Annotated in this window: 16 protein-coding genes; 8 read left to right on the forward strand and 8 right to left on the reverse strand. The window is 62.5% G+C overall.

Features of this window, described 5'->3' with window-relative positions:
* Window positions 1–22: 22 nt before the first annotated feature.
* Together M2331_RS02175 and M2331_RS02180 are read left to right on the forward strand one after the other, a co-directional pair.
* Complete coding sequence (locus M2331_RS02175) at window positions 23–580, forward strand: hemerythrin domain-containing protein (protein WP_181558769.1); 558 nt, start codon at window positions 23–25, stop codon at window positions 578–580.
* A 2-nt stretch (window positions 581–582) separates the two neighbouring features.
* Entirely contained in the window at window positions 583–1524 is a 942-nt protein-coding gene (locus M2331_RS02180; RefSeq protein ID WP_181558770.1) for an NAD(P)/FAD-dependent oxidoreductase, read from the forward strand.
* Window positions 1525–1548: 24 nt separating this feature from the next.
* Here M2331_RS02180 and M2331_RS02185 read toward each other — a convergent pair whose 3' ends face one another.
* Genes M2331_RS02185 through M2331_RS02205 form a run of 5 tightly spaced genes read right to left on the reverse strand, consistent with a single transcriptional unit; the run spans window position 1549 to window position 7760 of the window.
* Window positions 1549–1863, reverse strand: a complete 315-nt coding sequence (locus tag M2331_RS02185) for a cytochrome o ubiquinol/quinol oxidase subunit IV (protein ID WP_181558771.1) — start codon at window positions 1861–1863, stop codon at window positions 1549–1551.
* Window positions 1860–2486, reverse strand: a complete 627-nt coding sequence (locus M2331_RS02190) for a cytochrome c oxidase subunit 3 (RefSeq protein WP_181558772.1) — start codon at window positions 2484–2486, stop codon at window positions 1860–1862. Before M2331_RS02190 ends, M2331_RS02185 begins: the two co-directional genes overlap by 4 nt.
* Window positions 2483–4552: a cbb3-type cytochrome c oxidase subunit I gene (locus M2331_RS02195; protein ID WP_181561310.1), complete on the reverse strand. Its 2070-nt coding sequence runs from the start codon at window positions 4550–4552 to the stop codon at window positions 2483–2485. Before M2331_RS02195 ends, M2331_RS02190 begins: the two co-directional genes overlap by 4 nt.
* Window positions 4553–4563: 11 nt before the next feature.
* The gene (locus tag M2331_RS02200) at window positions 4564–5409 is read right to left on the reverse strand and encodes a cytochrome ubiquinol oxidase subunit II (RefSeq protein ID WP_264592254.1); all 846 of its coding nucleotides are present in this window, start codon (window positions 5407–5409) and stop codon (window positions 4564–4566) included.
* Window positions 5410–5432: 23 nt separating this feature from the next.
* Window positions 5433–7760, reverse strand: coding sequence for an FdhF/YdeP family oxidoreductase (locus M2331_RS02205; protein WP_181558774.1), 2328 nt, complete (start codon window positions 7758–7760; stop codon window positions 5433–5435).
* Between the two features lie 243 nt (window positions 7761–8003).
* On the opposite strand from M2331_RS02205, the gene M2331_RS02210 reads away from it, so the two are divergent.
* The 3 genes from M2331_RS02210 (at window position 8004) to M2331_RS02220 (ending at window position 11509) form a co-directional block, all read left to right on the forward strand.
* Complete coding sequence (locus M2331_RS02210) at window positions 8004–9080, forward strand: alpha/beta hydrolase (protein WP_181558775.1); 1077 nt, start codon at window positions 8004–8006, stop codon at window positions 9078–9080.
* 90 nt (window positions 9081–9170) lie between these two features.
* Window positions 9171–10520, forward strand: coding sequence for an MFS transporter (locus M2331_RS02215; protein ID WP_181558776.1), 1350 nt, complete (start codon window positions 9171–9173; stop codon window positions 10518–10520).
* A 128-nt stretch (window positions 10521–10648) separates the two neighbouring features.
* Complete coding sequence (locus M2331_RS02220) at window positions 10649–11509, forward strand: amidohydrolase family protein (RefSeq protein ID WP_220128499.1); 861 nt, start codon at window positions 10649–10651, stop codon at window positions 11507–11509.
* A 94-nt stretch (window positions 11510–11603) separates the two neighbouring features.
* Here M2331_RS02220 and M2331_RS02225 read toward each other — a convergent pair whose 3' ends face one another.
* The 3 genes from M2331_RS02225 to M2331_RS02235 form a co-directional block, all read right to left on the reverse strand.
* A complete protein-coding gene (locus tag M2331_RS02225; protein ID WP_181558778.1) occupies window positions 11604–12332 on the reverse strand; it encodes an SDR family oxidoreductase in 729 nt (242 codons plus the stop codon).
* A 28-nt stretch (window positions 12333–12360) separates the two neighbouring features.
* A complete protein-coding gene (locus tag M2331_RS02230) occupies window positions 12361–13365 on the reverse strand; it encodes a Rieske 2Fe-2S domain-containing protein (protein WP_181558779.1) in 1005 nt (334 codons plus the stop codon).
* 184 nt (window positions 13366–13549) lie between these two features.
* Entirely contained in the window at window positions 13550–14272 is a 723-nt protein-coding gene (locus tag M2331_RS02235) for a TetR/AcrR family transcriptional regulator (RefSeq protein WP_181558780.1), read from the reverse strand.
* Window positions 14273–14409: 137 nt separating this feature from the next.
* On the opposite strand from M2331_RS02235, the gene M2331_RS02240 reads away from it, so the two are divergent.
* From M2331_RS02240 to M2331_RS02250, 3 genes are read left to right on the forward strand one after another with little or no spacing between them, the layout of a single operon-like run.
* Window positions 14410–16221: a CocE/NonD family hydrolase gene (locus tag M2331_RS02240; RefSeq protein WP_184117293.1), complete on the forward strand. Its 1812-nt coding sequence runs from the start codon at window positions 14410–14412 to the stop codon at window positions 16219–16221.
* Entirely contained in the window at window positions 16214–16882 is a 669-nt protein-coding gene (gene ribB / locus M2331_RS02245) for a 3,4-dihydroxy-2-butanone-4-phosphate synthase (protein ID WP_181558782.1), read from the forward strand. The genes M2331_RS02240 and ribB overlap by 8 nt, the downstream gene beginning before the upstream one ends.
* A 13-nt stretch (window positions 16883–16895) precedes the next feature.
* Entirely contained in the window at window positions 16896–17402 is a 507-nt protein-coding gene (locus M2331_RS02250; RefSeq protein WP_181558783.1) for a flavin reductase family protein, read from the forward strand.
* Window positions 17403–17556: the final 154 nt, after the last annotated feature.

Here is a 17556-nt window from a genome sequence, read left to right on the forward strand (position 1 = left end):
GCTCTCATGATGGAGATACGACATGGCCACGACCAAGACTGCCGCAAAGCCCAAAGCCAAGCCCGCATCGAAGAAGCCCGCATCGAAGAAGCCCGCCTCGAAGACGGCGCGCAAGACCCAGCGGGCGGCGGCAAAGCCCGCCGACGCGATCAAATTGCTCAAGGACGACCACAAGGAGGTGAAGGGCTTTTTCGACCAATATGCTGATCTCGAAGACGATGCCGAGAAGCAGGCGCTGGCTGACAAGATCTGCCTCGCTCTGACGGTTCATGCGCAGATCGAAGAAGAGATTTTCTATCCCGCCGCGCGCGAGGCCATCGACGATGATGACCTGCTCGACGAGGCCGAAGTGGAACATGCCAGCGCCAAGCAACTCATCGCTGAGATCCAGGCCATGAAGGCGGGTGACCGCCTGTTCGACGCCAAGGTGACGGTGCTCGGCGAATATGTTGAGCATCATGTCGAGGAAGAGGAGCAGGAGATGTTTGCTGAAAGCCGCGAGAGCGAACTCGACCTCAAGGCCCTGGGCGCAGAGCTGGCGGCCCGCAAGGCCGAGCTGATGGCGCAGGCCGGCAAATAAGCATGGCCGTCCAGGAGCCGGTCGACCCCTCGGCCGAACGGCTGGACTGCCTGATCGTCGGCGGCGGCCCTGCGGGGCTGACCGCCGCGATCTATCTCGCGCGCTTTCATCTGACCGTCTGCGTCATAGACGGCGGACATAGCCGGGCCGCCTTGATCCCGCTCACCCGCAATCATGCCGGGTTTCCGGAGGGCATCTCCGGCGTTGATCTGCTTGCGCGGATGCGCGGACAGGCGACCCTCTACGGCGCGCGCCTGCAGGATGGGATCGTCGACAGCTTGGCTCACGATGGCAGCCAGTTCATCGCGCAGACGGGTAGCCGAAGCCTCGCTGCGCGGACCGTCCTGCTCGCCACCGGCGTGGTCAATCGCCGCCCAACCATGATGGACGATCTATGCCATGATCGCGCGCTTGCGACCGGTCGGCTCCGCTATTGTCCGATCTGCGATGGCTATGAAGTCACGGACAAGGCGATCGCGGTGCTCGGAACGGGCGAGCGCGGCTATAATGAAGCCATGTTCCTTCGCGGCTATTCCGCCGATATCACGCTGGTCGCGCCTGATGGGGGCCATAGTCTGGAACCGGCGCAATACGCTGCGTTGAAGGCGGCGGGCATCGGGATCGCCGGACAATGTACGTCCATCAGCTTGGTGGAAGACCAGATCGCAGTCGGCGTCGAAGGTGAGACGCGCCGCTTCGACACCCTGTATCCGGCGCTGGGTTCGGATATCCGATCGGAGCTTGCCGGGATGCTCGGCGCAAGTCGCACATCCGAGGGATGTCTGATGGTCGATGCCCACCAGCGCACAGACATCCCTGGGCTTTATGCTGCGGGCGATGTCGTCCTCGGCCTCGACCAGATCAGCCACGCGATGGGGGAGGGCGGCGTCGCCGCGACCACGATCCGGAACGATCTGGCCAAGGTGGCGCCCATCCGTCGTTAGGTCGACGCCGCGACGACCGCCCGCTCACATCATCCGCATCCGCAGATTGAACAGGATCACCAGCGTGCCGCCGACCATGAGCGCGATGATCAGGCTGGAGAAGAGGATGAGCTGGAGATCGTCTCGGGTCGAGCGCTTGAGGCCGATATGGAGGAAGCAGCGAAACTGCACGACAATCTGGATGAGCGCTAAGGCCAGCACGAGCGCATAGGTGGCGGTGCTGGCAAGCACCGGCCAGCGCACGAGCGCAAAGGCGACGCTGGTCAGCAAGAGCGCGGCGGCATAGCCCAGCACATAACCGCGTGTCTCGCGGCGAGGGTCGTCTCGGCGTTCGCTCATGGGATCAGCCCCGGTAGATAGACGGTCGAGAAGATCGCGATCCAGATGATGTCGAGGAAATGCCAGAACAGGCCGAGCCTCAGGAGGTTGATCTTCACGCGCGTATCAAGGCCGATGATCCGCAACTGCGCCATCATCACGACGATCCACAGGCTGCCGGCGAGCACATGCAGGCCGTGCAGCGGCACCAGTGCGAAAAAGGCCGAGAGCAAGCCGCTGCGCATGGGCGTGGCGCCATGGGCGATCATGGTTGCAAAATCGTGCAGCTCCAGCCCGAGGAAGAGCAGCCCCAAGGCCAGTGTCAGCCCCAGCCAGGTCTGGATGCGCGCCTGCGCCGCCCCATGCTTCATCGCGATCGAGGCCAGGCCGTAGGTGAGGCTGCTGGTGAGCAGCACCAGCGTTTCAAGGAAGGTCGGGCCGATCTTATATTCGCTTGCCGGAGTTGGGCCGCCGGCGGTTGCGGGGAGCATGACGCCATAAGTGGCGAAGAGCAGCGCGAAGATCACCGCGTCGCTCATCAGGAACACCCAGAAGCCGAAAAGGGCAGAGCCCGCCGCCTCATGGGCTTGCGCGTCGGTGCTGCCCAGATTGAGGCCGGGATGTTTTGTCTCACCGGCTGTCATGGGTGCACCTCGGCCAGGCCCGCATTCGCGGGGGCCGTCTCCATCTCGCGGGGGATGGGCCGCGCCCGCGCCACCGCGTCGAGCCAGGCCCGCTCCGTCCGGTCGACCGCGCTGGCCGGGATCAGCCGGTGCGTGTCGCGGGCGAAGCTGCGCGCGATCACCGTCGCAACGACCGCAAGCAGGCCAAGGATTGCCAGCCACCACATATGCCAGACAAGGGCAAAGCCGGCTGCCGCGCTTGCCATCCCGATGATTGGCGCGACGGCGCTGTTTTTCGGCATCTCGATGTCTTCGTAATGGGCTGGCCTGACATAAGGCGTACCGTTGCGCTTGGCGTCGAAGAACCAGTGGCGCTGGTCGACCTGCGGCAGCCGGGCAAAATTATACGCGGGCGGCGGCGCCGCGATCGACCATTCGAGCGCCCGCCCATCCCAGGGATCGCCTGCGAAGACGCGGGTGGCGGCGCGGTTGCGCAGGCTCACCCAGAGCTGGATGAGGAGCGCCACGAAGCCGCAGAACAGCACCAGCGCGCCGACTTCCGCCGCATAGAGCCAGGGTCGGTAGGCGGTCTCCATCACCGCCGGGGTGCGGCGCGCCATGCCTGCCGCGCCGAGAACATAGAGCGGCATGAAGGCGAGATAGAAGCCGATCACCCAGCAGGCGCAGGATATCTTGCCCCAACGCTCATCGAGCCGAAAGCCGAACGCCTTGGGGAACCAGAACGTATAGGCGGCGAGCAGGCCGTAGAGCGTGCCCGGGATCAGCATATTGTGGAAATGCGCCACGAGGAACAGCGTGTTGTGCACGATGTAATCGAGCGGCGGGAAGGCGAGGATGATGCCGGTGAGCCCTCCGAGCACGAAGGTCATCATGAAGGCGAGCGCATAGCACATGGGCGTGGTGAAGCGCACTTCGCCACGGAACATCGTCCAGATCCAGTTATAGATCTTGACCCCGGTCGGCACGCCGATGGCCATCGTCGCGATCCCGAACACGGCGTTCAGGCTCGGGCTCTGCCCCATGGTGAAGAAATGATGCAGCCAGACGGTGAAGGAGAGCACCGCAATTGCCATCGTGGCGATCACCAGCGAGTTGTAGCCGTACAGCTCCTTCGAGGAGAAGGTGGAGACCACTTCGGAATAGATGCCGAAGGCTGGTAGGATGACGATGTACACCTCGGGATGGCCGAACATCCAGAACAGGTTGGCATAGTGCATCAGGTTGCCGCCAAGGGCGTTGGTGAAGAAGTGGAAGTCGAGATAGCGGTCGAGCGCCAGCAGCGCCGTCGCGACCGTCAGCGGCGGCATTGCGAAGATCATCAATATGGCGGTGCACAAGCTGGTCCAGGCGAACAGCGGCATCCGCATCAATGTCATCCCCGGGCAGCGCATCTTGTAGATGGTGACCGCGATGTTGATGCCGGCCAGGGTAGAGGCAATCGAGCTCAACGTGATCGCCCAGATCCAGTAATCCGGCCCGACGCCGGGATTGAAGCCGATCTCCGTGAACGGCGGATAGCCGCTCCAGCCGCCGGTGGAGAAGCGGCCGATCACGAGCGAGGCCATCATCAGCCCCGCGCCGGCCGCAGTGAGCCAGAGGCCGATGGCGTTGAGCAGCGGATAGGCGACATCGCGCGCGCCGATCTGCAGCGGCACCAGATAGTTGATCAGCCCGGTGAGGAAGGGCATCGCCATGAAGAAGATCATGATCGAGCCATGGGTGCTGAACAGCTCGGCAAAATGTTCGGGCGCAACCAGGCCGGGATTGCCGATTGCCACCGCCTGCTGCAGCCGCATCAAATTGGCCTCGATCAGCGCGCGCGCCAGCATGACCAGGGCGATCACGATGTACATGATCCCGATCTTCTTGTGATCGAGGCTGGTGAGCCATTCCGTCCACAGCCAGCGCCAGCGGCCGAGGCGGGTGATCAGCACGACCACGAAGAGCGCACCGGCCACCACCATGGCACCGGCTCCGGCGGCGATCAGTTCATTGGCGTTGGGGTTTTCCCAGGCACGCACAAAGGGCAGCGCATCCCAGCGGAACCGCCCCAGCAGCGCCGGCATAAGCGGCGCGCTCAATGGGCCTGCCCCTGTGTGCTCGCCATCATCATATGCTCGAACAGGCCTGGCGGGACGGATGAGAACAAGGCGGGTTGCGGGGCGATGGAGCGGGCGGTGATCGCCGCCAGCGCCTTGTCGTCGAGCGGCCTGCGGACGGCGCGCACCTGCCCCAGCCAGCGGCGATAGTCGGCCGGCGGCAGCGCCAGCACGTCGAACTTCTGGTTCTGAAAGCCCTTGCCATTAAACTGCGTGTTCTGGCCGCGGAAGACGCCGGCCCGACTGGCGGCCAGGTGCAACTGCGTGCGCATGCCGGCCATGGCATAGATTTGCCCGGCAAGCTGCGGGATCAGTAGCGACTGCATGACCGTCCCGCTGGTCAGGCTGAGATGGACCGGCCGGCCCACAGGGATGGTCAGACGATTGACAGTCGCAATGTCCTCCTTGGGGTAGATGAAGAGCCATTTCCAGTCGAGCGCCACCACCTGCACCTCCAGGGGCGGCTGGCTGGAAGCGAGCGGGCGGTATGGGTCGAGCCGGTGGGTCGCATTCCACAGGAGGACGCCGAGCCCGATCACGATGGCGGTCGGCGGGATCCAGATGAGCAGCTCGAGCGGCCAGGAAAATCCCCAATTGGGCCGATAGGCGTCATCCCGGTTGGAGAGGCGATAGTGCCAGGCGAAGAGGGGGACGAGGATGAAAACCGGCCCCGCTACGAAGATGAGGACGAGGGCAAGCTGGAGGAAAAGATGCCACTGGTCCGCCGCCACAGGGCCGGCATGGTTGACCACGCCGAGCTTCAGCGCCTCGCATCCGCCGAGCAGCAGCGGCAGGCCAAGCAGCGCGGCGCCCGGGCGAACCACCCTAGCGCCTTCGCCACCGCGCTTCATCTCGCCTGTCCCCCTCCGGTGGCCGACTGCGCCACGATCCGCACTGGCACGCCCTTGGCGGCCGGCGTCTTGGAGGCTTTGTCATGATACCAGAGCGGGATGAGCGGGTTCATCTCCGGATAATAAGCGCCGACGCAGCCCTCCGGCAGGTCGAAGGGGGTCACGGTGAGCCCACCCACCTGCCGATCAATGCCATCGTCCGCATCGCTGGCGAGGCCCACGACCTGCCCGGCCGCAAGCCCGGCTGCCTCAATGTCGCGCGGGCTCATCAGCAGCACGTCGCGCGTGCCCTCGATCCCGCGCAGGCGATCCGAGAAGCCGTAGATCGTCGTGTTGAACTGATCGTTCGAGCGCATGGTGATGAGCCGGTAGCGGCCCGGCTTATCGGGCACGCCCATGGCGGTGAGGCTCGTCGGCGTCGTGAACTCGGCCTTGCCGCTCTCCGTCTGCCAGATCCGCTCGCGGGCCTTATTGCCCTTGAAGAAGCCGCCCGGCGTGAACAGGCGCTGGTTGAAGTCGGCGAATTTGTCCGGATAGGTCGCCTCGATGAGGTCGCGCACCTGGCTGTAATGGCCGACCCAGTCATCCCATTTGACGGCCGGGCGGGCAGGTAGCGTCGCCTTGGCCATGCCGGCGACGATGGCGAGCTCGGAGAGAAGATGCTCGCTCGCCGGCTTGCGCTTGCCGACCGAGCCGTGGATCATCGAGAGCGAATCCTCCATCGTCACGGTCTGCGGTCCGCCGGCCTGCATGTCCTCCTCCGAGCGGCCGAGGCAGGGCAGGAGATAGGCGACCTCGCCGTTGATCAGATGGCTGCGATTGAGCTTGGTGGCGATCTGGACGGTGAGCCGCATGTTGGTCCACGCGGCCTCCATCTTCTCCCGCTCCGGGATGGCGCGGACGAAATTGCCGCCCAGGCCGATGAAGGCGCGAATGCTGCCATCGATGATGCCCTCGCAGGCCTCGACGGTGTTCACGCCCTTCTCGGTCGGCGGATCGAAGTCGAACAGCTCTTTCAGCCGGTCCAGCGGCACGAGTTCGGGCTTCTCCGAAATGCCGACGGTCCGCTGGCCCTGGACGTTCGAATGGCCGCGAACCGGCGAGATGCCTGCGCCTTCGACGCCGATATGCCCGCGCAGCAGCAGCAGGTTGACCAGCATGCCGATGGTCTGCGAACCATGGACATGCTGGGTCACGCCCATGCCATAAATGCCGATGACTTTCTTGGCGTCGCAATAGATTTGCCCGGCCGTTTCGAGATGAGAGCGGCTGAGGCCGGACTCCTGTTCGATCTCAGCCCATGAGGTCGCGCGCACCTTCTCGACCATGGCTTCGAAGCCATGCGTGTGCTGCGCGATGAAGTCCGTATCCAGCAAATGCTGCTTTTGCTCGGCCCATTGGCGGTCTTCTTCCGCGATGACATGCTTGATCATCCCCATGATCGCGGCGATGTCTCCGCCCGGCTTCACCTGATAATAGAGGCAGGAAATCTCGGTCCGCTTCTGCGTCACCATCTGAACGGGGTTCTGCGGATCGACGAACTCGATCAACCCCTTCTCGCGGACGGGGTTGAAGGTCACGATCTTGCAGCCGCGCTCCACCGCAGACTTGAGCGTATGGAGAAAGCGCGGGCTGTTGGTGCCGGTATTCTGGCCAAAGAAGAAGATCGCGTCGCAATGGTCGAAATCTTTCAGCTGACAGGTGCCGACCGGCGACCCCGTCACTTTCTTCAGGCCGACCGAGGTCGTTTCGTGGCACATGTTGGAGCTGTCGGGCAGATTGTTGTGGCCATAGAGCCGCGCGAACAGGGCATAGAGATAAGAGGTTTCCAGGCTGGCGCGGCCTGAGGCGTAGAAGACGGTGGACTTGGGATCGAGCGCCTTGAGTTCAGCGCCGATGCCCGCGAAGGCCTCGTCCCAGCTGACCGGCACATAGCGATCGCTGGCCCGATCATAGCGCATAGGGTGCGTGAGCCGGCCGGTCTGCTCAAGGTCATAGTCCTGCCAAGCCTGTAATTCGGTCACCGTGTGCTTGGCGAAGAAGTCCGGTGTGCAGCTGCGCGTGGTCAGCTCCCACAGCGTCGCCTTGGCGCCATTTTCGCAGAATTCGGCCGGGTGGGGATGCTCCGGCTTGGTCCAGGCGCAGGAGACGCACATGAAGCCGCCGGGCTTGTTCTGGCGCCGCAATGTCTCCAGCGCCATGGGCGTTGCCCACTCCTTGCCGAAGATGCGCGCGACGCCGCTCAGCGAACCAAAGCCGCCGGAGGGGCCGCCGTAATGGACGGTGTCCTCGTCCTGCGTCGTGGGGTCATCTTCATGCGCCATCGTGCCCGCTCCCGTGCCATTTGCAGCATAACGCTTCGGACCGGCGAGCGATCCGACCTGATTGGGGAAAGTCGGGAGGGCGGCGTATTCAGCGATGGGTGGGGCACGGCTGCTGCGCTGAAAGCGCACAAGCAGGTTTGCTTGCCATTATTTATAGAGTATTATAATATAAAGGTTGAGAGAGTGGCGTCTGTGCTGGAGCATGAAGCTCACCTTCCAGGTGTCAATTCTTTGGAGAGGTTGATGACTCGCAATCACATGTTTCCCGGTCAGGTCGCGCGGTGCCTCCTCGTCACGGTACTCGTCATTACGGGACCATCCGCGTCGCTCGCGAGGGACGCGGGGCCGCCGCCGCTGATGATCGAGCGACAAGGCTCCTTCGCAGCCGGAGGAACACGGGTCGGGGACCCAGCCGTCAAGTCCACTGTCTGTGATCACGGCTATGTGGAGTACCAAATCCCGGCGAATGCGGGCTCTACTGGCCTCTTCTTTTGGCATAGCTCCAGCGTCGCCGCCTGGAAAAACCGGTGGGACGGCGGGGAAGGTTTCGACAGCATCTTTCTGCGACGGCATTTCCCGGTCTATCTCTGGGATGGCCCCCGCGTCGGCCGCGCGAATCTGCCCTGTGAAACGGTGGAGTCAGCCCCGCGCTTGGGATCTGACCAGGAGACCTTCACGGCCTGGCGGTTTGGCCCAAGCTATATGAAGTGGCACCCCGGCGTGCAGTTCCCGACCGCGGACGCCCGCGCGTGGGAGCAGGCTAGCCGGGCCCGTTATGCCGAATATGACACGATGGAGAACGTCGCCTTGCAGGCGCATGCCGCAGCCGCCGCACTGGAGCGGACCGGTCCGGTGGTCATGATCACGAATTCGGCGGGCGGCCTCCGGGCTCTCCTCACGGCGATTGAGAGCGACCGCGTGAAGGCGATTGTCGCCTATGAAAATGTCGGCTTCGTTCTACCGGAGAGCGAGAATGACGGTTCGCCCCCAGGCCCCTACGGCCCGGTCTACGTGCCGCTCGAGACATTCAAGAAACTGGCAAAGATCCCCATGCAATTTGTCTGGGGAGACAATCTGTCGCAACCGCGCGGTCCGCAACTCGCGCTGCCGCTGAACCGGCGGTTCGTAAAGCTCATCAATCAATATGGGGGCAAGGCGGAAATTCTCGAGCTTGCCAATGCGGGCCTCAAGGGCAACACGCACCTCCCCTTTGCCGATCTCAATAATGTCGCCGTGGCAGATTTGCTTCAAAATTTCCTGGCGAAGCACAAGCTCGCGACGCCAGCGGGCGAAGTGTCGCGCAAACGACCAAATAATTAAATTTATATAGAATATATTGCCCGTGTCGATTTGTGATGTTAGCTGATTGGCGAGCGCTCTGCGATATGTGGAGGGCCGGAGGGGATCTGCATGGCTGTTCAGTCGATTGATAGCATTCTCGAGCGCCCAACGATGGGTCGCTACCGCTGGACCATCTATCTCCTGTGCGGCATCCTCATGGCCCTGGAAGGATATGACGCCTATATCGTTGCGAACCTCGCGGCCGTCATCGCCCGCGACCTCGATATACCCATTCCGTCCATGGCCTATGTGTTCTCGGCGCAGGCAGCCGGTATGGCCTTGGGCTTCTACACCATCCCTGTCCTGGCCGATCGCATCGGCCGCCGGAATATCATCCTGGTCGGTGCCACTTTCTTCGGGCTGCTGACGCTCCTGTCGACCGCTGTCCAGACGCTCGAAATGTTCACCCTTGTGCGCTTTCTCGCCTTCGCAGCCATGGGCGGAACGATGCCGAATATTGTCGCCCTGGCGACCGAGTTCATGCCGGAGAACCGGCGCGGCAAGTTGCTCACCTGGCTTTACATCGGGCACGGCCTGGGCGCGTCTGTGGCCGGGCTTGTCGGCCCAAGTTTCGTTCATTTTCACTCGTGGCAGTCGGCCTTATGGGGCGGAGGCATCGCACTTCTCCTGCTGGTGCCCTACCTTTATGTCCGTTTGCCGGAGAGCTGCCGGTATCTGATGACGCGCAATCCCCGGGATCCGCGCATCGCCCAGATCCTCGGAAAAATCGCTCCCGACCTGCAACTCGCGCCCGACACCATCTTCGTGTCCAATGAGGAACGTAATGAGGGCTCGCCGGTGATCGGCCTGTTCAGAAGCGGTCGCGCACCCATGACGTTGCTCCTCTGGGTCGCCATGGGGAGCACACTGTGCGTGGTGGCAACACTGACCTCTTGGCTCCCGAGCTTCCTTCATCTTCTTGGAGGCGTTGAGACAGGGGCCGCCGCGCGGATGTCGTCGGTGTCTGCGTTCGGCGCTATCGCTGGGCCGATTCTGCTGACCCTGCTCATGCAGCGCCTTGGTCTTGCTCCGTCACTGGCGCTCATGTCGCTGCTGGGATTTGCCGCAATGACCTGCTTCCACTTCGTGAGTGGCTTTCATGCGCTGGGCTGGTTCCTAGGCTTCGCTTATGGCTTCTTCGTCATCGCCGTCCAGGCGGGCCTGAATTCCCTTGTTGCCTCAAGCTATCCCACCTCCATGCGGTCAACGGGTATCGGGTGGGCCGGGGGGATCGGGCGGGTAACCTCCATGATCGGTCCCGCCGTTGGCGGCGTGATGCTCGCGGCACAGGTCCCAGGCTTGTGGATCTATATGATCGTTGCTTCGCCGCTTCTGCTCACGGCCATTGCCATGATCCTTTTCCACGTCATCGTGTCGGGGCCGGCGTTGTCGGCTCGTACCGCAAAGGGTGTGCGATGAGCGCCCCCGGTCGCTCCGCCGTCCTCTCGCGCAGGGCGCTGCTGGGAGCCGTTCCGCCGCTCCTCGTCGCAGGGCCGGCGCTGGCACGAACGCGGCTGCAGCCATCGCAGCCCGATGCAACGGCGGGCATGATCGATGCCCATATCCACTTTTTCTCCGCTGACTTTGCGCACTATCCGGTCGACATGCGCAACGCCCGTGAGCCGGAAGAGGTGATGCGCGCACGCGTCCTCAATGCGCCTGTCACGCCCGAGAAGATGCTTCCCCTCTGGGAAAAGATGGGCATCAGGGCCGGCATCGGGGTGCAGTACAGCGGCGCCTACAAGACCGATAACACCTATCTTCTCGACGTCGCGCAGGCCCATTGGGACCGCATCCGCACGGAGATCATCCTGAATCCTGCGCAGGTGCAGAGTCGCAGCGTGCTTCAGGCGCTCCTGCCCACGAAGCGCGTTTCGGCTATTCGCCTGACCGGTTTTGTCGATGGGGACGGGGATTTGCCCTGGCTGAAGTCTCCGGGCGCGCAGGAATTGTGGCAGATGGCACAGGCTGAAAAGCTCCCGCTCTGCATCACCTACCTGCGGATGGACCCACGGTCGGCGGCCCTCCGGACGGTGCGCGAGTTGGCCGACCGCTACCCGGATTGTCAGGTCATCCTCGAACATTTGGGTTGGACTGGAGGCACAGGCAGCCAGGACGGTCTGCTTCCTGACCACATGGCCCTGAAGGATCACGAGACGATCGCCTTCAAGTGGACCAGTCTGAATGTCGACGCGCTTGCTGGCGCAGGCATCGACACGGCGAATTTCCTTCGTGCCGCAGTAGACGTGTTCGGGGCGTCGCGCCTTATGTGGGGGTCTGACTACGGAAACACCACGAGGCCTTATGCCGGCATTGTTGCGGATGGGATCGATGCGACGCGCCTTCTCAACGCGGCGGAGCGAGCGGCAGTGCTTGGCGAAACCGCGCGGCGCGTCTTCCGGATTTAGGCCTCACTGCCATTCTTATGCGCGATGCGACCCGGCGTATTGAGGGTCAACGGGTGCAGCACTTCGCCTCTTCGCGGAGAGGGGAAGCGCGCCATTACCATGGCACTGGACCACCCTCACCAAAAAGACCGCCGGTTGGCCCGTCTGCGTCCAGGAGAGCAAGCGAGATGGCGACTTTCGCCCCCGCCACCGGCGATTGGCCTTTGCCGCCAGAAAGCTCTGTGGCGCAGAGGCCCGGATTGGCCGCGTTGATCTTGATCGGCGTCCTGGCAAGTTCGTTCGCGAATTGCACGGTCACGGCATTGAGGGCCGTCTTTGAACTGTTGTAGGCGAGGAGGCGACTGAACGCCATCGGCCCATCCGGCCCGCGGGTCAGCGCAAGGGAGCCAAGGCCCGTCGACATGGTGACGATGCGGCCACGGTCCGATTGGCGGAGGAGCGGCAGCATCGCCTGGATGACCGCCACCACGCCGAAGACATTGGTTTCGTACACCCTGCGCATTTCGTCGAGATCGGCGGTGCTTGGCAGGCTGTGCTTGTCCAGGGAAATGCCGGCATTGTTGACCAGGACGTCGAGCCGCTTGAAGCGGTCTGCTAGCACCGCAGCCGCAGCCTGAACCGATGCGCGATCGGTCACGTCGATGATCACATAATGGGCATCCAGGCCCTGATCGCACAGGGCCTCGGCAGCCTTTTGCCCGCTCGCAGGATCGCGGGCGCCGATCACCACCCGCATGCCGTGCTCTGCCAGGCCTCTGGCAATCTCGAACCCGATGCCCCGGGTTGCCCCGGTCACAAGTGCAACCCGTCCAGCCTCAGTCATTCCTCATCCCTTTTTTACAGATCGGTCCTCAGACGTCGAAGGGCGCGGAGCGGGGATATTTCTCGAGATACTGGAGAAACTGGCCGAAATATTTGTCGGCCCTCAGGAGCGCGCTTTTGCCATAGCCCCGGAAACGGAGCTTGAAGAGGATCGGCTCATCCTCGGCATATAGCTTGTGCATATAGGCGATGCGGTTATCCAACTCTTCCTGCGCGGCCTGGTCGCCCATCTTCTCCGCATCGGACCGACGCATGGCGACGACGAAGAACGCGTCGGACCAGCCGGGCGCAACCTGCGAACTCCCGGCCATGAACAAGCGCTCGCTGCCATTGGGAAACTGCATATGCGCGGTAAGCCAGGTTGCGCCCCACAGCTGCGTATCGGCGATCCGCGTCACGGATTCCTGTCGGACGGTAATGAGATAGTCCTCGAACACCACGCTCACCGGGTTTGGGTCGGGGATGCCGTGCACGGTGGACAGATGCTGGAAGTCCACCAGATTCGAAGAGCCAATCCACCCTTCGATCTCTCGCTGCCCTCTATGAAACGCGCGGTAGACCAGCTCGTCTTCCCTAAGGTTCGGCATCTCGGGAAGGGGATAGAGCGGCTCTTCTCCGTTGAATGCCCAGATCATGCCCCAGCGCTCGGCAGCGGGATAATTGTAGATCCTCGCGGCGCCGGGAATAATCGTCTCGCCTGGAATTTCAGCGCATCGGCCATCGGCAGCGAACTTCCAGTGATGATAGGGGCAGCGCACCTTGCCATCGACTATTTCCCCGCCAGACAGGTCGGCGCCGACATGGGGGCAGTAGGCGCTCTGCACGACAGGCTCACCCTGCTCGTTGCGGTAAACGATGATGCGCGTACCGAGAAAATCCTTCCCGACGATCTTTCCCTGCACCAGCTCCGAGGCCAGCATGATCGGATTCCAGTTCTTGAGATAGGTGCCGTCAGGGACCCGGCCATATTCCTGGCCGGCAAAAGGGCGCTGGCGTGAGGCGTTCACTTGCTCATCGACCGTCGTAACAGACATCACAATTCTCCTGGTTTTGGGCTCCCTATCACGCGCAAAATGAGAAGAAAAGTTTTTTATAGGATACTATAAATATGTACCGCCTCGGCCGTCGTGCGGATGTTCATGCTGAGGACGAGCGGCATCGCTCGCTCCCACTGGTGGAACGTCGTCGAACACCGATGAAGTAATGCTGCCGTGAGGCTCAGCCCCTGCGGGCGGGCTCGAGCGCAATTCCACTCAGCATGAGCTGATAGACGAAGGCCTTGTATTCTGCCGCCACGTCGGAATGAGGGGCGCCGCCTGCTGCCAAATTGCCTTGCTCGACGAAGCGGGATGCGTGCTGATATTGCTCGCACAGCCCCATGATCGCGAAAAATGTGAAGTAGGGATCGACCTTCCGCAACGACCCTTCCGCCACGCCCTTGTCGATAATGTCGCGATAGATATCGAGCGTCTTCCCCACCCACAAAGCGATCAGCTCAGCCGCGAGCGGATCGGTCTCGTCGGCGATAATCTCGGTCATGAGCCGGTGATAGAAAGGATTGACGAAAAAGAAGTCGACCATCGTGTCGATTCTGATTTTTATCCGCTCGACGGCCGGCAGGGATCCCGCTTCGGTCTGGGCGAGGCCGTCGCCCAAAGAGACGGCCAGGGTTCGCGCGACGTCGACCAGTAGCCGGGTTCGGTCTGTGAAATAATATTTGAAGAGGGTGAGGTGCACCCCGGCATTGCGCGCCGCCATGGACAGGGACAGCTTTTCGGGCGGCACATGGCGCAGGAGTTCGACAGTCTTGTCGATCAACAGCTTCTTGCCGATACCACGCTGCCCGGATGGACGGCCGATCGAGCGCTTTTTGGCCGGTCGCGCGCCCTTCGTTTCGGCACCCTCGCTGCTGTTTTGGCTCTCCGCCTTCTTCCGGCCCATCTTAACCACCCTGGAAAGGGCATCGGATTTATCCGACACCTTGAAAACTCTGCCTGCGCATGATCCGCTTACACACCAACCAGTGAGTCCGGCAGACATCCCGCGATACGGGGCGTTCATAGCCATAGCCGGTCCCCTTGTCATTTTCTACGGACGCGCAGTTTACGCGAAAGGCCGGCAGGATGGGAAGGGCGGCCTACATCACGCTCAGAATAAATTCTAATCGTATTGAAATTAATCCCAGCCCCGGTTATGAGGCGCATGCCAATTGGTCAGTGGAGAGCGAGAGGATGGGCGATTATCGGGAAAGACTGAGGCGGCCGCCCAATACACCGCAATTTCGTGGAGGGCGCCCCCGCCAGCACGAGCTTTCCTTCCGCGATCGCATCCGCATCGAGCGGGACATTGCGGTGCCGACCCGGGAAGGCAAGCCGCTCTGGATCGACCTCTTTCTGCCAGCGGACCTGACGGGGCCTATCCCCGTTCTGGTCGCCTGGACCCCCTATGGCAAGCACGACCCGGCGCCGCTTGCGACGCTCTATCCGACATCCGGCGTGAAGGCGGAGTGGCAGTCGGACCTCACCATTTTCGAGGCCCCCGATCCCGTATACTGGACCGGCCAGGGCTATGCGGTGATTACGGCCGACATCCCCGGAACTTGGTATGCGGAAACCACAGCAAGCTATTTCTCGCGCAAGGAAGGCGAAGCTCATTATGATCTCATCGAATGGGCCGGCACCCAGCCATGGAGCAACGGGCGCGTAGGTCTGTCAGGCGTATCCTACCTCTCGTCGTCGCAGTGGAACGTGGCCGCACTTAACCCGCCGCATCTGGCAGCTATCAATCCTTGGGAGGGCTGGTCGGACACGTTCAACGAGATCGTGCGCCACGGAGGCATCCCAGAGACGCATTTCTGGCCGCACATCCAGGTGCGTTGGGGCGCGTCGGATACCATGGTGGAGGATCTCTGGGCGTTGACCGCCGAGCATCCGTTCTTCGACGAGTACTGGCAATCGAAGGTGCCTGATTTCGGCCGGATCGACGTCCCGGCCTATGTGGTTGCAAGCTGGAGCGACCACGGCGTGCATACGCGTGGCACCCTCGAAGGCTTCAAGAAAATCGCATCTTCGCGCAAGTGGCTCGAGGTGCATGGCGGCAAGAAATGGGGCTATTATTACGAACCTGCGTCCATTGCGCGCCAGACAGCATTCTTCGACCATGTTCTGAAGGGCGTATCGAACGACATGGGCGCCTGGCCGCCGGTCAGGCTGCACGTGCGCGACAGGGCTGGCTCGGCAGTCATGAAGCAGTCAGAGCAATGGCCCGTGGAGAACACCCAATATCGTCGGTTGTATCTCGACGCAGCGACCGGACACATGAGCGACAAGCCAGCCCCGGCCGAAGCAATCCGGAGCTATGATCCGCTCGATGACGCGGCAGAGGCGACGTTCGAATATCGGTTCGAGGAAGACTGCGCGCTCGTCGGGCATATGAAGCTCAAGCTCATGGTCTCCACCGAAGACGCCGATGACATGGACGTATTTGTCGCGGTCGAAAAGGTCGAAGATGGCGAGAAGGTAGGCTTCATTCACTGGGCTGTGTTTGAGGACGGCGCTGCCGCCTATGGCTGGTTGCGCCTCTCGCGGCGTGAATTGGACTCCGAATGCTCGACCGAATTTCAGCCCGTGCTCACCAACACCTCTGAGTGGAAGGTCACGCCGGGAGAGATTGTCGAAGCGCAGATTGAGATCCTGCCCTCCGGCACGCTCTTCAGGGCCGGCGACGTGCTGCGGATCAGGATCAAGGGGCGGGACATTTATCAATATCCCAAGCCGATGCTCTACATGCGGCACGAAGACACGGTCAATCGCGGCATGCACCACATCCACACCGGGGGCGAGCATGACTCCCACCTGCTGATCCCGGTCGTGGCCCTGCGCGATGCTTGAGGCAGAATATCCACGTCCGGTCGTGGACGGACCGCTGTCCCCGCTCTCGCCCATCCATGAACTGGTTGGCGCGCTTCGTGCGGGCAGGCCTATCATCCTCGTGGATTCGGAAGACCGAGAGAATGAAGGTGATCTCGTTATTGCAGCCGAATTTGCAACGGCCGCGGAAATCAACTTCATGGCCCGTTATGGCCGCGGTTTGATTTGCCTCGCCCTCACTGCGGCTCGCGCGGAGGATCTGGATCTGCAGCCAATGGTCGCAACAAACAACGCGCCGCACGGCACGGCTTTCACGGTGTCGATCGAAGCTGCCGAGGGCGTGACGACCGGCATCTCGGCCCATGACCGCGCGCGGACCATCGCCGTGGCGATCGACGACAAGTGCGGGCCGCCCGACCTCGTCTCGCCAGGCCATATCTTCCCGCTCGTCGCGCAGCCCGGTGGCGTCCTCACGCGACCTGGTCACACAGAGGCAGCGGTCGACATGGCAAGGCTGGCCGGCCTGAAGCCCGCAGGCGTGATCTGCGAGATCCTCAACGATGATGGCACAATGGCGCGTCTGCCCGACCTCATCCGCTTCGCCGATCGGCACGGGCTCTGCATTGGCTCAATCGAAGACCTTATCATCCACCGCCGCCAGACAGAGCGTCAGGCAGCGTGACGGAGCAAATGACATGACCGAACTCTCCCCCGTGGCCATCAGCTTGCGCGAGGGGCTGCGGCGTCTGGCCAAAGCCGTCGTCGTGATCACCTGTCGCCATAACGGCACCCGCTACGCGATGGCCGCGACCGCGGTGAGCGAGCTCAGCATGGATCCACCATCGCTGCTCATCTGCGTCAATCGCTCGGCGAGCTTGTACCTGCCGCTCTCTGAAGGCGCCGACTTCTGCGTGAATATTCTGCACAGCGACCATGCCGACATATCGGCAGCTTGCGCCGGCAAAGCGCGGGGGGAAGAGAGGTTCGCCACGGGCAAGTGGGGCACGGCTGCAGATGGCTGTCCCCGGTTGGAAGATGCGCAGGCGAGCTTTTTCTGTCGCTACGAGCAGGCTCTGGACTATGGGACGCATCACATTGTGATCGGCCGTGTCGAGGAAGTGTTCCTCACTGATGAGGTCAGCCCGCTGGTGTACGCGAACGGTTCCTACGTCAGCCTGGGCGCCCCTATCACTGCCGGATGATCGTTTTTACCGCGTCAGAGCAGGAGGTCTGGAAAGGCGGGTCCATGCACCGCTGAACCGGCCAACGGAACGGGTCGCCATGGCGGTGGCCAGCGGTTTGCCTCGTCAGGGCATTTGAAGCAGAAGAGACTTCCGTGGAACGGGCCAGCGCGCT

Origin of the sequence: Sphingobium sp. B10D7B (assembly GCF_025961955.1) — a bacterium.
Classification (GTDB): Bacteria; Pseudomonadota; Alphaproteobacteria; order Sphingomonadales; family Sphingomonadaceae; genus Sphingobium.

Excerpts from the sequence above, each read along its gene's own strand:
- M2331_RS02205 (WP_181558774.1), bottom strand. The coding sequence starts at position 7,760 with ATGGCGCATGAAGATGACCCCACGACGCAGGACGAGGACACCGTCCAT.
- M2331_RS02180 (WP_181558770.1), top strand. The coding sequence starts at position 583 with ATGGCCGTCCAGGAGCCGGTCGACCCCTCGGCCGAACGGCTGGACTGC.
- M2331_RS02210 (WP_181558775.1), top strand. The coding sequence starts at position 8,004 with ATGACTCGCAATCACATGTTTCCCGGTCAGGTCGCGCGGTGCCTCCTC.
- M2331_RS02215 (WP_181558776.1), top strand. The coding sequence starts at position 9,171 with ATGGCTGTTCAGTCGATTGATAGCATTCTCGAGCGCCCAACGATGGGT.
- M2331_RS02220 (WP_220128499.1), top strand. The coding sequence starts at position 10,649 with ATGATCGATGCCCATATCCACTTTTTCTCCGCTGACTTTGCGCACTAT.
- M2331_RS02175 (WP_181558769.1), top strand. The coding sequence starts at position 23 with ATGGCCACGACCAAGACTGCCGCAAAGCCCAAAGCCAAGCCCGCATCG.
- M2331_RS02225 (WP_181558778.1), bottom strand. The coding sequence starts at position 12,332 with ATGACTGAGGCTGGACGGGTTGCACTTGTGACCGGGGCAACCCGGGGC.
- M2331_RS02230 (WP_181558779.1), bottom strand. The coding sequence starts at position 13,365 with ATGTCTGTTACGACGGTCGATGAGCAAGTGAACGCCTCACGCCAGCGC.
- M2331_RS02185 (WP_181558771.1), bottom strand. The coding sequence starts at position 1,863 with ATGAGCGAACGCCGAGACGACCCTCGCCGCGAGACACGCGGTTATGTG.
- M2331_RS02235 (WP_181558780.1), bottom strand. The coding sequence starts at position 14,272 with ATGGGCCGGAAGAAGGCGGAGAGCCAAAACAGCAGCGAGGGTGCCGAA.
- ribB (WP_181558782.1), top strand. The coding sequence starts at position 16,214 with ATGCTTGAGGCAGAATATCCACGTCCGGTCGTGGACGGACCGCTGTCC.
- M2331_RS02190 (WP_181558772.1), bottom strand. The coding sequence starts at position 2,486 with ATGACAGCCGGTGAGACAAAACATCCCGGCCTCAATCTGGGCAGCACC.
- M2331_RS02250 (WP_181558783.1), top strand. The coding sequence starts at position 16,896 with ATGACCGAACTCTCCCCCGTGGCCATCAGCTTGCGCGAGGGGCTGCGG.
- M2331_RS02195 (WP_181561310.1), bottom strand. The coding sequence starts at position 4,552 with ATGCCGGCGCTGCTGGGGCGGTTCCGCTGGGATGCGCTGCCCTTTGTG.